This window comes from Herbihabitans rhizosphaerae (genome assembly GCF_004216555.1).
Classification (GTDB): domain Bacteria; phylum Actinomycetota; class Actinomycetes; order Mycobacteriales; family Pseudonocardiaceae; genus Herbihabitans; species Herbihabitans rhizosphaerae.
This window is the reverse complement of sequence record NZ_SGWQ01000002.1, coordinates 735,225-751,567: the sequence shown is the minus strand read 5'-3', so window position 1 is coordinate 751,567 and position 16,343 is coordinate 735,225. Positions and strand designations below refer to the sequence as shown.

Sequence of the window (16,343 nt, the reverse complement as noted above, 5' to 3'; positions counted from 1 at the left end):
CGGACAGCGACCAGTGCGATACGACGGGTGCGAACCAGGGTGGACGACGCGACCGACGACGAACTGGCCCGCCGTGCGGCCGCCGGCGACAAGCACGCGCTCGACGAGCTGCTTCGCCGGATTCGGCCGGCCGTGTTGAGCCGGTGCGCCAAGATGCTGCAGTACTGGGCCGACGCCGAAGAGGCCTGCCAGGACGCGCTGTGGGCCGTCGCGAAGGACATCACGACGTTCGAGGGCCGGTCCAAGTTCAGCACCTGGCTGTACCGCGTCGTGGTCAACAGCCTGCGGCAGACCTACACCAAGCTCAAGCGAAAGTCGCTGGAGCACCCCACGGAGGAGCTGCCGCAGCGGCCCGACCCGCGCACCACGAGCGTGATCGCCGGCTCGCGGATCGACCTGTTGGAGGCGCTGGACAAGCTGGAGCGGCGTTCGCCGGAGCTGACCGCGCCGTTCGTGCTGCGGGACCTGGCCGACTGGCAGTACAACGACATCGCCGAGCAACTGCGCCTTCCGCTGAGCACGATCAAGTTTCGCATTCACGAGGCTCGCAACGCCATCAAGAGGCACATGAAGGAGACCTCCTGACGGGTGTGAAACCCTGGAGGCGTGGCGCAGCGCCCTGATCGGTCCCCGGCCGAGGCATTCACAGCAGCCAAGACCCGGGCGGACTACCCGCAACTCACGGACTTCGTCCAGCAGTTGTCCTTCGAGCTGGACCCGTTCCAGTACAAGTCGTGCGTCGCCCTCGAGGACGGCCACGGCGTACTGGTCTGCGCCCCGACCGGCGCCGGCAAGACCGTGGTCGGCGAGTTCGCCGTGCACATGGCGCTCGCCGAGGGCCGGAAGTGCTTCTACACGACCCCGATCAAGGCGCTGTCCAACCAGAAGCACGCCGACCTGACCGCGCGGTACGGCGCCAAGTCGGTCGGCCTGCTCACCGGTGACAGCTCGATCAACTCCAACGCGCCGATCGTGGTCATGACCACCGAGGTGCTGCGCAACATGCTGTACGCCGAATCGTCCACATTGGACGGTCTCGGCTACGTGGTGATGGACGAGGTGCACTACCTGGCCGACCGGTTCCGCGGCGCGGTGTGGGAAGAGGTGATCCTGCACCTGCCCGACTGGGTGCGGCTGGTGAGCCTGTCGGCGACGGTCAGCAACGCCGAGGAGTTCGGCGAGTGGCTCGTCGAGGTGCGCGGTGACACCACGATCGTGGTGGACGAGCACCGGCCCGTGCCGCTGTGGCAGCACATGCTCGTCGGCGGTCGGATGATGGACCTGTTCAGCGTGCCGGCCGGCACTGGAGGCAATCTCAGCGAGGCCGGGGGAGAGGCGTCGATCAACCCGCAGCTCGTGCGCCGCGCCGAGGAGGTCGGCCGGGCGCACGCGCCCTGGCACGGCCCACGCAACCGCGGCGGTCGCGGCCGGCGCGGACAGCAGGGCGGGCCACGGTTCCGGCCGCCGTCCCGGGTTGACGTCGTGCACCGGCTGGACGGCGCGAGCCTGCTGCCGGCGATCGTGTTCGTGTTCAGCCGCGCCGGCTGTGACGCGGCGGTGGCGCAGTGCGTGCGCGGCGGCCAGCGGCTCAACAGCCCGGCCGAGGTGGACGAGGTCCGCACGATCATCGACGCCAAGACGCGTGATCTGCCCGAGGCCGACCTGGTGGTGCTGGGCTACTGGGAGTGGCGCGACGCGTTGGAGCGCGGGGTCGCCAGCCACCACGCCGGCATGCTGCCCGCGTTCAAGGAGACGGTCGAGGAGCTGTTCGTGCGCGGCCTGGTGAAGGTCGTGTTCGCCACCGAGACGCTCGCCCTCGGCATCAACATGCCGGCCCGCACGGTCGTTCTCGAACGGCTGGTGAAGTACAACGGCGAGGCGCACGTCGATCTCACGCCGGGCGAGTACACGCAGCTCACCGGACGTGCCGGGCGGCGGGGTATCGACGTCGAGGGCCACGCGGTCGTGGTGTGGCAGCCCGGCGTGGACCCGAAGCAGGTGGCCGGGCTCGCGTCCACCCGCACCTATCCGCTGCGCTCGTCGTTCCGCCCCGGCTACAACATGGCGGTCAACCTGGTCGACCGGCTCGGCGCGCGGCAGGCGCGGGAGATCCTGGAGCAGTCCTTCGCCCAGTTCCAGGCCGACCGGTCGGTGGTGGGCCTGTCCCGCAAGGTGGAGCGCAACCGGGAGGGCCTGGCCGGTTACGCCAAGTCGATGCACTGCCACCTCGGCGACTTCACCGAGTACGCGGAGCTGCGGCGGCAGGTGTCCGTGCGGGAGAAGACGCTGTCCCGGCGGAACAAGTCCGACCGGCGGATCGAGGCGGCGGCGTCGCTGGAGCGGCTGCGCAAGGGCGACGTGATCGCCGTGCCGGCGGGGCGACGCTCCGGGCTGGCGCTGGTGATCGACCCGGGCCTGGACCCGATGGCCGATCCGCGTCCGTTCGTGGTCACCGAGGACCGGTGGGCCGGCCGGCTGTCGGTCGCGGACTTCCCGTCGCCGGTGGAGGTGCTCGGCAAGATCAAGCTGCCCAAGCAGGTGGACGTGCGCTCGCCGCGGTCGCGTCGCGATCTCGCGTCCACGCTGCGCAACACCGGCATCGAACTGCCGGATCGCCGGCGCCGCCGGTCGAGTGCCGACGAGGACCCCGAGTTGGTCACGCTGCGCAGGGCGATGCGGGCACACCCGTGTCACGGCTGCGCCGACCGCGAGGACCACGCGCGCTGGGGCGAGCGGTACCACCGGCTGCTCGCCGAGACCGAGCAGGTCGAGCGGCGGGTCGCGGCCACGACGCACTCGCTGGCCCGCGCGTTCGACCGGATTCGCGGACTGCTGCGCGAGCGCGGCTACTTGGCCACCGAGGAGAACGAGGAGCGGGTCACCGAGCACGGCAGGCGGCTGGCCCGGCTCTACAGCGAGTCCGATCTACTGGCCGCGGAGTGCCTGCGGCACCACGTGTGGCAGGGGCTCGGCCCGGCCGAACTCGCCGCGGTCGTGTCGGCGCTGGTGTACGAGGCGCGGCGGGACGCGACCGTGGAGGCGAGGGTGCCGTCCGGCGCGGTGACCGACGCGCTCGCCGAGACGGCGAAGCTGTGGGCCGACATCGAGGACGACGAGCGGCGGCACAAGCTGGAGCGGACCAGGCAGCCGGACGCCGGGTTCGCCTGGCCGGTGTACCGGTGGGCACGCGGCGAGACGCTGGAGAAGGTGCTCACCGCCGCCGAGTCGGCCGGCCAGGAGCTGTCCGCCGGCGACTTCGTGCGCTGGTGCCGGCAGGTGATCGACTTGTTGGACCAGATCAGGGACGTGCTGGGCCCCCAGGACCCCACCGGTGCCGCCGCGGAGAAGGCGGTCACCGCGATCAGACGCGGCGTGGTGGCCCTGGCCGTAGCGTGACGGCGGCCGGTCAACGACTTCGAAACGGCCGCGCGGGTCGGGTGTGGCTGATGGCCCCCGCTGTGGTTTGATCGCGGGCAGTAGCGCGTGCACACCACGAGGCCCACCCACGGAGGCGAACGATGACCAGCCCGTACGGACCATCCGGCGGGAACGACCCGAACCAGCAGTGGGGTCAGCAGCCCTACGGCGGCCAGCAGGGCACGCCATCTGGCGGGTTTCCTTCGCAGGGTGGGTACGGCCAGCCCCAGCAGCCGCAGTACGGCGGCTACCCGCAGCAGCCCCAACAGCCTCAGCAGCAGGGTTACCCGCAGCAGCAACAGCCTCAGCAGCCGCCGCAGGGCTACCAGCCGACGCAGCAGCAGCCGAACCCGTACGCCCAGCCGCAGCAGCCCCAGCAGCAGTACGGCGGGTACCCGGGTCAGGTGCCCCAGACGCCGCAGAAGAAGTCGAACGCCTGGGTGTGGATCGTCGTGGTGGTCGTCGTGCTGGCGGTCGCCGCGGTCGGAATTCTCGGCTTCGTCACGCCGGGCTTCTTCAACAAGAAGGTGCTCGACCAGGCGAAGCTGCAGGACGGCGTGAAGGGTGTCGTCGAGCAGAAGTTCGCCAAGCCCGGCGCGGTCGGCGAGGTGAAGTGCCCGGCCGACCAGGAGGCGAAGGAAGGCCACGAGTTCGACTGCGACATCAAGGTCGACGGTCAGAACAAGAAGGTGCACGTCCGGGTCACCAACGAGAACGGTGACTACCAGGTGTCGCAACCGAAGTAGAAAAGGCGGCGGGGGACATGGCGCGGCCGGGGAGGTCGCGCCATTCGCTGAACAATTGAAAGTGGGGGCTATGCGTGTATTTCGCATAGTGCTGATCGTCTGTGCCGCGGCCGCCGTGGGTGCGTGTGGAGACGACTCGAAGAACGATCCACCGTTCGTCACGCCGCCGGAGTCGGAGACTGTGAAGGTCCTCGACGACGAGAAGCTACGTGAAGGCATCAAGGGCGTCGTCGAGTCCAAATTCGCCAAACCCGGCGCGGTCGGCGAGGTGAAGTGCCCGGCCGACCAGGAGGCGAAGGAAGGCCACGAGTTCGACTGCGACATCAAGGTCGACGGTCAGAACAAGAAGGTGCACATCCGGGTCAGCAACGAGTACGGCGACTACCAGGTGTCGATACCCAAGTGAGGCCAGTCAGTGCCGGTCGAGTGCCCCGAGCAGGCGGTCGACCGGTGCTCCCAGGTTGTAGCGCTCCTTGAGTTCCAGCACCCGGGCCCGGTCACGCGGCTCGGCCGGAATGACGTCCTCGTGGTCCTGGTCGATCTCCGCGTCGGCGGCCACCCGCACCACCTTGGGCGCGACAGCGAGGTAGTCGGCCGCCGCCGCCAAACTGGCTCGCGCGCGTGGGGGTACCCGGCTGTCGCCGGCCTCGGCCGCCGCCAGCAGCGCGGCGAGCGTGCCGAATTCGGTGATCAGCTTCGCCGCTCCCTTCTCGCCGATGCCGGCCACCCCGGGCAGCCCGTCGGACGGGTCGCCGCGCAGCATGGACATGTCCGCGTACGCCGAGCCGGCGTTCTCCACCGGAAGCGCGTAGCGAGCGGCAAGCTCTTGCGGCCCAAGGGTTTCCGCCTTCGCCCAGCCGCGCCCGACGTACACCACGTCCACCGCGGTCGGCTCGGTGCGCACGAGTTGGAACAGGTCGCGGTCGCCGGTGATCACCTCGACCGGGTCGACCTTCTCGCGGGTGGCCAGCGTGCCGATCACGTCGTCGGCCTCGTAGCCCTCGGCTTCCGCGGTGGCCAGCCCCACGGCGTCCAGCAGTTCGAGAATGACCGGCACCTGGGGCGTCAGTGCGTCCGGCACCTCTTCGACGTCCGGCCCGGTCGGGGCCTCCTCGGCAACCCGGTGCGCCTTGTAGCTCGGCAGCGCCTCGACCCGGAAGGCCGGCCGCCAGTCGGCGTCCATGCAGCAGACCAGGCGAGTCGGCTTCCGCTCGATGATGATCCGCGCGATCGTGTCGGCGAACCCTCGGATCGCGTTCACCTGCATGCCGTCCGGCGCGACGAGCGTGTCCGGGAGTCCGTAGAACGCGCGGAAGTACAGGCTGGCCGAGTCGAGGAGTGCGAGCCGCCCGCTGGAAGCTGTGGTCACTCGCAGAGCTTGCCACACGGGTGGAAATGTCGGTGCGCGCTGCGACGATGAGCGGGTATCAGCCATTGAGGAAGGACGCTCCATGCCCGCATACGCCCGCACGATCGCCGACGAGACCGACGGTCTGCTCCACTACATCGACCAGCAGCGGCTGGGCCTTCGCGCGGCGGCTTTCGGCGTCACCGAGGAGCAGGCGCGGCTCACGCCGACGGCGAGCACGCTGAGCCTCGGCGGGCTGATCAAGCACGTGGCGAACGTGGAGCGCGGGTGGATGGTGGAGACGGTGCTCGGCAAGCAGTTGGAGCGCACCGAGGAGGACTACCTCAAGGGCTTCGAGTTGACGGCCGACGAGACGCTGGAAGGCGCGCTGGCCTTCTACGATGAGGTGGCCCGCGAGACCGAGCGGATCGTGGCGGAGATCGGCGATCTGGAGTACCGGGTGCAGGTGCCCGACCAGCCGTGGTTCCCGAAGGACGTCGAGCACTGGACGCTGCGCTGGGTGCTGCTGCACCTGATCGAGGAGACCGCGCGGCACGGCGGCCACGCCGACATCATCCGGGAGTCGATCGACGGTTCGAACTTCTACGTGAACTGGGCGGCGATGGAAGGCGCGCCGGCTCCCTGGTGAAGATCGACTGGTGATGATCAGCCCTGGTAGCGCTGGTTGTATTGTCATCCCGCGAAGTTGATCAAGTCGACTGTATGGGAATTTCGGGCGGGATGGCGAAGCGAGCACGGGGGGTGGATCCGCGGTACGCCGAGCGCCGGCGCCGGATCGCCGAGGCGGTGGTGACGATCGTCGACCGAGGAGGGATCGAGGCGGCGAGCCTGCGTGACGTGGCCGCCGAGGCGGGCGTGTCCTTGGGCGGGGTGCAGCACTACTTCCGCGGCAAGGACGAGATGATGTTGTTCGCGCTGGAGTATGTGCGAGAGCGCGGCGAGGCGAGGGTGCGCGAGCGTCTCGGCGCCATCCCGGCTTCGTTGCCGGTCGCGATCGTGCTGCGCGAGATTCTCGTCGAGCTGCTGCCGACCGACGAACGCAGCGCGGCGGGCGTGCGGATCGCGACCGCGTTCACCACCAGGGCACTGGTCGCGCCGCTGCTGGCCGACCACCTGCGGCACGGATACGAGTCGCTGCACCGGCTGCTGACGCTGCTGATCGTCCGCGGCAAGGAGAACGGGCAGATCTCGACGGACCGGGACGCCGAGTCGGAAGCCGCCACGCTGCTGGCGTTGGCCGAAGGGCTTGGCGTGCACGTCCTGGTCGGTCATCGCCCCATCCCCAACGCGGTCGCCGCTCTGGACGCGTCCCTCGGGCGGCTGTGCGGAGACTGATCGCAGAGAGATCTTTGCAAAGAAGTCTCTGCGGTTGTACCTTGTCCGCATGACCGAGCGAGACGCCCGCGGCCGCAAGACCGCCGATCTGAACGCCAAGACGCTGCGCGCCATGGCGCACCCGCTGCGGGTTCGGCTCGTCGGGATCCTCCGCATGGACGGTCCCGCCACGGCCACCGGCCTGGCCAAGCGGGTGGGGGAGTCCTCCGGCACCACGAGCTGGCACCTGCGCCAGCTCGCCGAGGTGGGCATGGTCGAGGAGGACGCCGACCGGGGCAACAAGCGCGAGCGCTGGTGGCGGGCGGCGCACGCCGGCCACCGCACCGGCCATGAGCTGTACAGCGATCCGGAGCTGGCCGGCCCCGCGAGCGACTACCTGCACTCGATCCTCACCACGCACTATCGCGCTGCCGCCGACTTCGTGTCCGAGCGGCAGGAGTGGCCCGCGTGGCAGGGCGCGTGGGACTTCTCCGACTACCTGCTGCACCTCACGCCGGAGAAGGCGCGCGAGCTGAACGAGAAGGTCGACGCACTGGTCGAGAGCTACCGGCGCGACCCGGGCGAGGGCGACGAGCTGGTGGCCGTGCAGTGGCACGCGTTCCCGCGCAAGCGGCACCCGGAGCGACCGTGAGTGCCGCCCGGCTGCCGCTGATCGCGCTGCTCACGGCGAACGTCGTCTCGATCTGCGGCACCACGATGACGTTCCTCGCCGTGCCGTGGTTCGTGCTGGAGACCACCGGCAGCCCGGTGCGCACCGGGCTGGTGCTCGGCGTCGAGCTGACCGGTGTGGTGGCGTCCTCGATGCTCGGCGGTCCGATCGTGGACCGGTTGGGGCGCAAGCGATCCAGCGTGCTGTCCGACGGGTTCGCGGCCGTCTCGGTGGCCGCCATCCCGTTGCTGCACTACACCGTCGGGCTCGCCTTCTGGCAGTTGCTCGCCGCCGCGCTGCTCCTCGGGCTGAGCCGCGCGCCGGGCGAGACGGCCCGCAGCGCGATGATGCCGACCCTGGTCAGGCGGGCCGGCACGTCGTTCGAGCGCGCGGCCGGCGCCTACGACGGCGTGTCCCGAGGCGCGCGGATGCTCGGCGCACCGGCCGCCGGTGTGCTGATCGCCGTTCTCGGACCGGCCGGCGTGCTGTGGGTGGACGCCGCCACGTTCGTGGTGTCCGCCGCGATCATGGTGCTCCTCGTGCCGGACAGCGCGCCGCCGGAGCACCGTCGTGGGTCCTATGTGGACGAACTGCGGGCCGGGTTCGCCTACCTGCGCTCCGACCGGCTGATCGGCGCGATCACCGTCATGGTGATGGCCACCAACATGCTGGACGCGGCGGGCAGCGCCGTGCTGATCCCGTTGTACGCCAAGGAAGTACTGCACAGCAGTGTCGCGTTGGGACTGATCACCGGTGTGTTCGCGGGCGGCGCGGTGGCCGGCAACGCGCTGTTCGGCTGGCTCGGCTCGCGGCTGCCCAGATGGTCGACGTACACGTTCGCGTTCCTGCTCGTCGGCGCGCCCCGCTGGGGTCTGCTGGCGCTGGAGCCCGGCCTGCCGGTGATCCTCGCCTGGTTCCTGATCATCGGGATCGCGTGCGGCGCGATCAACCCGATCCTGACCGTGGTCGAGTTCGAACGACTGCCGGAAGAGCAGCGGGCCCGCGTGTTCGGCGTGATGCAGGGCGGCGTGCTGGCCGCGGCACCACTCGGCGCGATGCTCGGCGGCGTCGCGGTGGAGGCGTTCGGGCTGACCACGACCATCCTGATCGTCGGCGTCGGCTATCTCGCCGTCACGGTGTGCCCGTTGCTGTTCCCGCTGTGGCGGCAGATGGACGACCGGCCGGTGATCCCTCGAACGCATGCTTCGGTGGGCGCGTTGTCCGACTAGGCTGCGCTCATGTCGACCAGCGTCTCCGCGGTGAACGTCGCCAGCGTTCGTGACCGCCTCGCCAGGGCCCGCGCCGCCGCCGATTCCGCCGGAGTGGACGCGCTGCTGATCACGCCCGGTTCGGACCTCAACTACCTGCTCGGCGTGGCCGGCGACTCCTACGAGCGGCTGACCTGTTTCGTGCTCCCGGCCGGCGACGCTCCGCCGGCGTTCGTGGTGCCCAAGCTGGAGGCGCCCGGCTACGCGGGCCTGCCCACCGACGAGCTGGGCGTGCGCATGGCGACGTGGGTGGACGGCGAGAACCCGTACGCGCTGGTCGCGAAGCTCGCCGGCGCGCGAGGCCGGGTCGCGATCAGCGACTTCATGCCGGCGCTGCACGTTCTCGGCCTGCGCGACGAACTGTCCACTGTGGACCAGACGCTGGCCGGTCCGGTGCTGCGCGAGTTGCGGATGCGCAAGGACGCCGAGGAGATCGACGCGCTGCGCGAGGCCGGCGCCGCGATCGACCGGGTGCACGCGCGGATGGCCGAGTGGCTCAAGCCGGGCCGCACGGAGGCCGAGGTCGGCGCGGACATCGCCGAGGCGATCGTGGCCGAGGGACACGCCACCGTCGAGTTCGTGGTGGTGGGCGCCGGGCCGAACGGCGCCAGCCCGCACCACGACGTGTCCGAGCGTGTGATCGAGGCGGGTGACGTGGTCGTGGTGGACATCGGCGGCCGGACCGCGCGCGGCTACAACTCCGACTCGACCCGCACCTACGCCGTGGGCACACCCCGCGACCCGGATGTGGCCGCTACCTACGAGGTGCTGCGCGCCGCACAGGCCGCCGCCGTGGCGGCCGTTCGACCGGAGGTCAACGCGTCCACAGTGGACGGCGCGGCCCGTGAGATCATCGCCGACGCCGGTTTCGGCGAGTACTTCATCCACCGCACCGGCCACGGCATCGGGCTGGACGTGCACGAGGAGCCGTACATCATGGCGGGCAACGACTTGCGGCTCGAACCGGGCATGGCGTTCAGCGTCGAGCCGGGCATCTACCTGCCCGGCCGCTGGGGCGCGCGGATCGAGGACATCGTGGTGGTGACCGAGGACGGTGTCGAGCCGCTCAACAGCCGCCCGCACGAGTTGGTGGTACTGCCAGCATGAGCACCGTCAGCGCATCAGGTTCGGGCCCGCAGAGCTCGCTCGAACCGCTCGACACCGCGATCGTGCGCGAGCTGGCCAAGGACGGGCGGTGCAGCTTCACCGACCTGGCCGAGCGGGTCGGCCTCAGCGTGTCGGCCGTGCACCAGCGGGTTCGCCGGTTGGAGCAGCGCGGGGTGATCACGCGCTACTCGGCTCATCTGGACGCTGAGTCGGTCGGCCTGCCGCTCACCGCGTTCATCTCGCTGACGCCGATCGACCCGGCCGCGCCGGACGACTATCCGCAGCGGCTCAAGGGCATCCACGAGATCGAGTCGTGCTACTCGGTCGCCGGCGAGGAGTCCTACATTCTGCTGGTGCGAGTCGCCTCACCGGCAGCGCTGGAGGATCTGCTGCGCCGGATCCGCGAGGCGGCCAAGGTGTCCACCCGCACCACGGTGGTGCTGTCCACGCCGTACGAAGGCCGCGCACCGGCGCTCTGAGCGACGTCGTGAACAGCCGGATCCACACGTTCCATCTCGCGGAGTTGACCAGAACGTCGGCGGCGCGCGCACTCGTTCGGCCGCCGTCCGCCCGGACGACACCCGGGCTGCGGCACGCGGAGTGCCTGGCGATGATGCGGCTGGGAGCGCCCGTCGTCTCACTGGACCGGCTGCAACTCGGCCGGCTGGCGATGTTCGCCGAATGGGACGACGAGAACGCGCTGGAGCGGTTCCTCACCCACGACCGCCTCGGCCGGCGACTGGCCGGCGGCTGGCACGTGCGGCTGCGGTTTCTTCGGCGCTACGGTCAGGTCGCCGCGCTGCCCGACCTGCCACCGCGGGCAGATCGAACCGATCCCGACGAACCGGTCGTCGCCGTGACGCTCGCCCGGCTCAAGCTGCCCGAGCTCCCTCGGTTCCTGCACTGGGGCCGACCGGTGGAACGCCTGGTGCGCGACCACCCTGGCGCGACGTTCGCGACGGCCGCGAACCGCCCGCCGCGGACGTTCGCCACCTTCTCCATCTGGCGGACGGCTCGCGAGATGACCGACATGGTGCACGGCCACAGTGAGGTGCCGTCGGCGGAGCGGCACGCGGTGGCGATGGGGGAGCAGCGGCGCAGGGACTTCCACCACGAGTCGACCTTCATGCGCTTCCGCCCGCTGTCCGAACACGGCACCTGGCACGGAAACCGACTGCTCCCCGGCTGATTCCAGATTTCTCGGGGTCCGACCGATGAGTTTTTCGCGCCGGTGTGGTCTGTATCTCCGACGGCGTCCTTGACCTCCAGTTTGGTCGAGGTCGCAAGCTTGGGACAAGGATCTTCACGGAACAGAGGAACCATGATGGAAACGAACCAGGGGACACAGGCCCGCGCCGGGCGGCGCGAGTGGATCGGGCTGGGCGTACTGGCGCTGCCCACCCTGCTGCTGTCGCTCGACATGAGCGTGCTGTACCTGGCCCTGCCCAGGCTCAGCGCCGACCTGGGCGCGGACGCGACCCAACAGCTGTGGATCACCGACATCTACGGCTTCATGATCGCCGGGTTCCTCGTGACCATGGGAACGCTCGGCGACCGCATCGGGCGACGCAAGCTGCTGCTGCTCGGCGCGGCCGCGTTCGGCGTGGCGTCCGTGCTCGCGGCGTTCGCGGCCAGCGCCGAGATGCTGATCGCGATGCGCGCGTTGATGGGCATCGCCGGCGCCACGCTCATGCCGTCGACGCTGGCGTTGATCAGCAACATGTTCACCAACCCGCGCGAACGGGGTGTCGCGATCGCGGCGTGGATGAGCAGCTTCATGGCGGGCATGGCGATCGGCCCGGTGGTCGGCGGCGCGCTGTTGGAATGGTTCTGGTGGGGCTCGGCGTTCCTGCTCGGCGTCCCGGTCATGGTGCTGCTGTTGGTCGCCGGCCCGATCCTGCTGCCCGAGTTCCGTGACGCCAGCCAGGCGAAGCGGTTGGACTTCGTCAGCGTGCTGCTGTCGCTAGGCGCGATCCTGCCGGTGATCTACGGCCTGAAGGAACTGGCCAAGCACGGCTGGCAGCCGGTGCCGATCGGCGCGCTGGTGATCGGTCTCGTGCTCGGCGCCGTGTTCGTGCGCCGGCAGCGCACCTCGGACAACCCGCTGCTGGACGTGCGGCTGTTCGGCAACCGTTCGTTCAGCACGGCGCTCACGATGGGCCTGCTCGGCGGTGCGGCGATGGGCGGGCTGTTCATGTTCATCACCCTGTACCTGCAGATGGTCGAGGGCATGTCGCCGCTGGAGGCCGGACTGTGGCAGGTGCCGGGCGCGGTGGTGATGATCGTCGCGTCGATGCGGGTGCCGCTGCTGGCCCGGCGGGTCCGTCCGGCCTACGTGATGGCCGGCGGCTTCGTGGTCATGGCGATCGCGTTCGTGATGCTGCTGCAGGTCGGCGCGGTCGGCGGGCTGGCGATGCTGATCGCCGCGCTGGTGGTCCTGTCGATCGGCACCGGGCCGTTCGCGCTCAGCCCGGACCTGGTGGTCGGCGCGGCACCGCCGGAGAAGGCCGGCTCGGCGTCGGCGATGTCGGAGACCAGTGCGGAGTTCGGCATCGCGCTCGGCGTCGCGACGATCGGCAGCATCGGCACGGCGATCTACCGCGACCAGATGGCCGGTGCGGTGCCGGCGGAGATTCCCGCCCAGGCGGCCGACGTGGCACGGGAGAGCATCGCCGGTGCGGTCGCCACCGCGCAGCACCTGCCTCCGCAGGCGGCGGCCGACCTGCTCGCCCCGGCCCGCGAGGCGTTCGTGGACGGGCTGCACACGGCGGCCGGCGTGGGGACGGTGCTGGTGTTGGTGCTCGCCGCGGTGGTGGCCCGAGTCCTGCGGCACGTTCCGCCGACCGGCGTGGAGGAGCCGGAGCCGGACGAGGCGCTGGACTCGGAGGACCGTGAGCCCTGCGAGCCGGAGCCCGCGGCGGCATAGAGGACACGTGAACGCGGTAGGCGCCGGTCCGGGGGCCGGCGCCTACCGCTGTGCGTCGATGTCCACGCCGAGTGCGGCGAACGGTTCCCGCGCGGCGGGTGTCACGGTGATCGCCCGGCCGTCGCCGCGACGCACCCAGCCGGCCGCCAGCGCGCGGTCCAGCAGTGCGGCCGGCACTCCGCCGCCGAGGTGCTCAGTGCGCTCCGTCCAATCGAGACAGTCACGCAGCAGTGGCCGGCGGCCGGCAAGGGGGAGCGGCACGTCCAGCTCGGCGAGCACCGACTTCCCTTGCGACGTCAGGGAAATCCCGCTGGACAGGTCGACGAGGCCGTGGTCGACCATGCCGGCGCGCACGGCCACGCCGAGCCGGCCGGCGAGGTGGTCGTAGCAGGTGCGCGCGGCGGTGAGGTGCTTCGCCCTGATCGACGCGCGCAGGCCGGCCGGCGCGGGCCGGTGGTCGGTGTGCTCGGCCAGCCGCTCGATCAGCGCGGCGACCTGGGCGTCGGCGATCCGCACGTACCGGTGCCGGCCCTGCTTCAGCGACTCCACGAACCCCGCACCGTCCAATGTGGACACATGCTCGCTGGCGGTGGACGGCGCGACACCCGCCGCGGTCGCCAGCTCGCCGACCGTCCAGGCACGTCCGTCGAGCAACGCGAGGCACATTGCCGCCCGAGCCGGCTCGGCCAGTACGGCGGCGGTTTCGGCGAGGCCACGGGTGCGCATGCGTCCACGGTAGGCGAGCGACGTGTCGGTGCCGGCCGACACGTCAGTACAGGGCGGCGACCTCCGCCGCCGTGCGCGCCAGCTCGTCGCGGAACTCGGCCGGCTCGAGCACCTGGACCGTGGTGCCGAAGCCGAGCAGCATGCCCAGCGCCTGCTTGCGGATGTCGAACGCCAGCCGCAGTCTCGGCCAGTCGTCGCCGTCCAGCGGCGGGAGCTGCTCCGGCCTCGCACCGCCGCCCAACCTGGAGGCGCAGATCCGTCGCACCCAGGACAGCTGGTCGGGATCGACGCGCACGGTGACGGTCACGCCCGGGACGGCGCCGCGCTTCGCCTCGAACCCGGTGCGCAGCCGCTCCCACTCGGCCCGCACGTCCAGCCCATCAGGCCGCTGGCACGGCGTGTCGAGCACATCGACGCGTTCCACCCGGGACACCCGGTACAGGCGCGCGGTGCCGCGGTGCGCGGCGACCAGATACCACCGTCCACTGTGGTCGACCAGTCCCCACGGGTCGAGGGTGCGGGCGCCGGTGCCCGACGTGTTGGACGCGTACCGGACACGCACCCGGTGGCCCGCGAGCACCGCCTGGCGCAGTGCCGGCAGCGCGTCGGTGCCACCCGCGGTGGCGAACCACGGCCTGCGGTCCACCACGACCACGTCGGACAGCGCGGCGGACTGCGCGCGGGTCACCTCGGGCATGGTCGCGGACAGCTTGGCCAGTGCCGACCGCAGCGCGCCGTCCAACCCCAGCTCGGCCAGCGCGGCCTGTCCGGTCCAGGCGAACAGCGCCTGCGCCTCGCGCGCGGTCAGCCCGCTCAGATCGGCGCGATAGCCGGGCAGCAGCACGCACCCGCCGCCGCGACCGCGTTCGGTGTACACCGGCACACCGGCCGTCGACAGCGCCTCCATGTCGCGCAGCACGGTCCGCCGCGACACCTCCAGGCGCTCGGCGACCGCGGCCGCCGACAGTTTCGGGTGCTGCTGCAGCAGGAGCAGCAGGCGAAGCAACCGGTCGGCGCGCATGACTCGAACACTGCCAGACAAAGGTGACAGAAGGTGTCACCTACTGATTGAGAGGGTGCTCGAAAGCAGGTGAGAAACCCAAATCCTCAAGGAGACCCCATGACCGACGACCCTCGCCCGGCCCTTAGCACGGCGATCGACCACGTCGAGCGGATCGTGTTCGCCACGCAGGCGGCCGCGTTCGACGTGCCGACGCCGTGCACCGAGTACGACGCGCGCACCCTGATCGCGCACCTGGACGCCGTGCTGCGCCGAATCGCGATCGTGTTCACCGGTGGCGACGTCTCCACGGCGCCGACGGTGACCAGCGGCGTGCCGGACGACGGCTGGGCAGAGCGATGGAAGGACAGCCGAGCCGAGTTGGAGACAGTGCTCGCCGGCGACGCGGTGCTTGACGGGACGGTCACGGTGCCGTGGGGAATCGTGCCGGCCACCTCGGCGCTCGGCAGCTACTGCACGGAGCTCGCCACCCACGCGTGGGACCTCGCCAGGGCGATCGGCCGACCTGACCTGTTGGACGATTCCGTTGCGGCGCACTGCCTTCCGGTCGCCATGCAGTACCTTCCGGCCGCGATCCGCGAGGACGAGGGCGTCCCGTTCGGCCCGGTCGTGGCAGTGTCCGACGATGCGCCGGCGTTCGACCGGCTCGCCGCGTGGATGGGCCGCGACCCGAAGTGGGTGGCGGCCTAGCTGGGGGCCGCGTGTAGTTGGCCGTCGCCGCCGAGCAGGCAGGCCGCGCGCCTCTCGGAGGTCGCCAGGAACTCCGAGAGGCAGCGGCCGATCTCGGCGTGCATCAGCGCGTTGGGGTGGAAGGATTCCTGCAGCGCGTGCCCGGCGCGCTGGTCGTCGTTGAGGTCCTGCCAGGACACCGCGAGCCGGCGGAACCATTCGCGGGTCGGCTCGGTGCGGTTGGTGCACGCCTCGTGCCCCGTGCCGGCCGAGGACAGGTCCAGGAACCGCGCGTCGGTCTGGTCGGCGACCTTGCGCAGCCCGGCGGTGAGCGTGGGCACCGCGACGTCGCGCACCCACCGCAGGTCCTCCGTCTTGAACGGACACCCGGAGAGGTTCTGCAGCTCCGACACCATGTTCGGCGCGATCGGGGCGGCGTAGGACTGGAGTACGAGCTGGTAGTCGTCCGGCCCGTACCCGGCGTCGGTGAGCACCCGGTTCACGTCGCGCACGGCCCGCGTCGCCTTGGGCACCATCGCGTCCACCTTGCGCTGCCAGTCCTCGGACAGCTTCTGGCTGCACGGCGTGCCGCCGAACCGGGCGCGCACGCACGCGTCCAGCGAGTGCGCGAACGCCGGGTCGTCGTTCGCGCCGACCGCGATCACCACGGCGACCACCCGCTCGGTCCGGGCGATCTCGGCGAGCCGGCCGGCCTGGGACGGCTCGGTGTACTGGATGGCGTCGCCGAGTCCCACCTGCGCCGAGGCGGCGCCCGAGCACGCGAGGTTGATCGTCCGCTCGACGCCGGGCAGTTTTATGTTGTGCACCAAGGCTTTGCGGGACCGGTGGCACCAGTTGCCGCGCTCGCCGTTGGTGCCCGTCTCGTAGTCGCCGGCACCCTCGCCGGAGACCGTGCTGTCGCCCATGGCCACCACGACTCTGGGCGCGGCCGGGCCGGGCGCCGGCTCGGGGGAGGGTTGCGGCGACGGCTGATCGCCGACCACCAGGAACGCGCCGACCACGATCATGGCGGCGAGCAGGACGAGCGCACCGAGGTGCCACCGGGACAGACGCATCGTCTCCCAGGGTAGCGGCGCGGCGCGAGGAAAC

At 70.9% G+C, this 16,343-nt stretch carries 17 protein-coding genes; 13 read left to right on the top strand and 4 right to left on the bottom strand.

The genetic code is table 11. The features are described from left to right. Positions 1–27: 27 nt before the first annotated feature. The 4 genes from EV193_RS09255 to EV193_RS09240 all read left to right on the top strand — a co-directional run bounded on the left by EV193_RS09255 (position 28) and on the right by EV193_RS09240 (position 4,569). The gene (locus EV193_RS09255) at positions 28–585 is read left to right on the top strand and encodes an RNA polymerase sigma factor (RefSeq protein ID WP_130343564.1); all 558 of its coding nucleotides are present in this window, start codon (positions 28–30) and stop codon (positions 583–585) included. A 21-nt stretch (positions 586–606) separates the two neighbouring features. Further along, the gene (locus EV193_RS09250) at positions 607–3,396 is read left to right on the top strand and encodes a DEAD/DEAH box helicase (RefSeq protein WP_130343563.1); all 2,790 of its coding nucleotides are present in this window, start codon (positions 607–609) and stop codon (positions 3,394–3,396) included. Between the two features lie 122 nt (positions 3,397–3,518). Then, positions 3,519–4,163: a DUF4333 domain-containing protein gene (locus EV193_RS09245; RefSeq protein WP_130343562.1), complete on the top strand. Its 645-nt coding sequence runs from the start codon at positions 3,519–3,521 to the stop codon at positions 4,161–4,163. A gap of 88 nt (positions 4,164–4,251) precedes the next feature. Then, positions 4,252–4,569 (top strand): DUF4333 domain-containing protein, encoded by a 318-nt coding sequence (locus EV193_RS09240; RefSeq protein WP_165401294.1) that lies wholly within the window; start codon positions 4,252–4,254, stop codon positions 4,567–4,569. A 6-nt stretch (positions 4,570–4,575) separates the two neighbouring features. On the opposite strand, the gene EV193_RS09235 is transcribed toward EV193_RS09240, so the two are convergent. Next, positions 4,576–5,598 (bottom strand): 5'-3' exonuclease, encoded by a 1,023-nt coding sequence (locus EV193_RS09235; RefSeq protein WP_130343560.1) that lies wholly within the window; start codon positions 5,596–5,598, stop codon positions 4,576–4,578. 16 nt (positions 5,599–5,614) lie between these two features. Between EV193_RS09235 and EV193_RS09230 the strand changes: the two genes are divergently transcribed. From EV193_RS09230 to EV193_RS09195, 8 genes are all read left to right on the top strand, one after another. Next, complete coding sequence (locus EV193_RS09230) at positions 5,615–6,160, top strand: DinB family protein (protein WP_130343559.1); 546 nt, start codon at positions 5,615–5,617, stop codon at positions 6,158–6,160. A gap of 113 nt (positions 6,161–6,273) precedes the next feature. Continuing rightward, the gene (locus EV193_RS09225; RefSeq protein WP_165401293.1) at positions 6,274–6,867 is read left to right on the top strand and encodes a TetR/AcrR family transcriptional regulator; all 594 of its coding nucleotides are present in this window, start codon (positions 6,274–6,276) and stop codon (positions 6,865–6,867) included. A 49-nt stretch (positions 6,868–6,916) separates the two neighbouring features. After that, positions 6,917–7,498 (top strand): winged helix-turn-helix domain-containing protein, encoded by a 582-nt coding sequence (locus tag EV193_RS09220; protein WP_130343557.1) that lies wholly within the window; start codon positions 6,917–6,919, stop codon positions 7,496–7,498. Then, positions 7,495–8,745, top strand: coding sequence for an MFS transporter (locus EV193_RS09215; protein WP_130343556.1), 1,251 nt, complete (start codon positions 7,495–7,497; stop codon positions 8,743–8,745). Before EV193_RS09220 ends, EV193_RS09215 begins: the two co-directional genes overlap by 4 nt. Before the next feature lie 9 nt (positions 8,746–8,754). Then, positions 8,755–9,891: a M24 family metallopeptidase gene (locus tag EV193_RS09210; RefSeq protein ID WP_130343555.1), complete on the top strand. Its 1,137-nt coding sequence runs from the start codon at positions 8,755–8,757 to the stop codon at positions 9,889–9,891. After that, positions 9,888–10,370 carry an Lrp/AsnC family transcriptional regulator gene (locus EV193_RS09205; protein WP_130343554.1) on the top strand — a complete coding sequence of 161 codons (483 nt, stop codon included), beginning with the start codon at positions 9,888–9,890 and terminating at the stop codon, positions 10,368–10,370. The genes EV193_RS09210 and EV193_RS09205 overlap by 4 nt, the downstream gene beginning before the upstream one ends. Before the next feature lie 8 nt (positions 10,371–10,378). Continuing rightward, the gene (locus EV193_RS09200) at positions 10,379–11,080 is read left to right on the top strand and encodes a hypothetical protein (protein ID WP_207222558.1); all 702 of its coding nucleotides are present in this window, start codon (positions 10,379–10,381) and stop codon (positions 11,078–11,080) included. 132 nt (positions 11,081–11,212) lie between these two features. Then, the gene (locus EV193_RS09195) at positions 11,213–12,817 is read left to right on the top strand and encodes an MFS transporter (protein ID WP_423202144.1); all 1,605 of its coding nucleotides are present in this window, start codon (positions 11,213–11,215) and stop codon (positions 12,815–12,817) included. A gap of 42 nt (positions 12,818–12,859) precedes the next feature. Here EV193_RS09195 and EV193_RS09190 read toward each other — a convergent pair whose 3' ends face one another. Together EV193_RS09190 and EV193_RS09185 are read right to left on the bottom strand one after the other, a co-directional pair. Then, the gene (locus EV193_RS09190) at positions 12,860–13,543 is read right to left on the bottom strand and encodes an ArsR/SmtB family transcription factor (RefSeq protein ID WP_130343553.1); all 684 of its coding nucleotides are present in this window, start codon (positions 13,541–13,543) and stop codon (positions 12,860–12,862) included. 43 nt (positions 13,544–13,586) lie between these two features. Further along, positions 13,587–14,564 carry a helix-turn-helix transcriptional regulator gene (locus EV193_RS09185; RefSeq protein ID WP_130343552.1) on the bottom strand — a complete coding sequence of 326 codons (978 nt, stop codon included), beginning with the start codon at positions 14,562–14,564 and terminating at the stop codon, positions 13,587–13,589. Between the two features lie 99 nt (positions 14,565–14,663). Here EV193_RS09185 and EV193_RS09180 point away from each other — a divergent pair, with 99 nt between their 5' ends. Next, a complete protein-coding gene (locus EV193_RS09180; RefSeq protein ID WP_130343551.1) occupies positions 14,664–15,254 on the top strand; it encodes a TIGR03086 family metal-binding protein in 591 nt (196 codons plus the stop codon). Here EV193_RS09180 and EV193_RS09175 read toward each other — a convergent pair. Continuing rightward, entirely contained in the window at positions 15,251–16,309 is a 1,059-nt protein-coding gene (locus EV193_RS09175) for a GDSL-type esterase/lipase family protein (RefSeq protein WP_130343550.1), read from the bottom strand. The two genes, EV193_RS09180 and EV193_RS09175, sit on opposite strands and share 4 nt — an antisense overlap. Between the last annotated feature and the right edge of the window lie 34 nt (positions 16,310–16,343).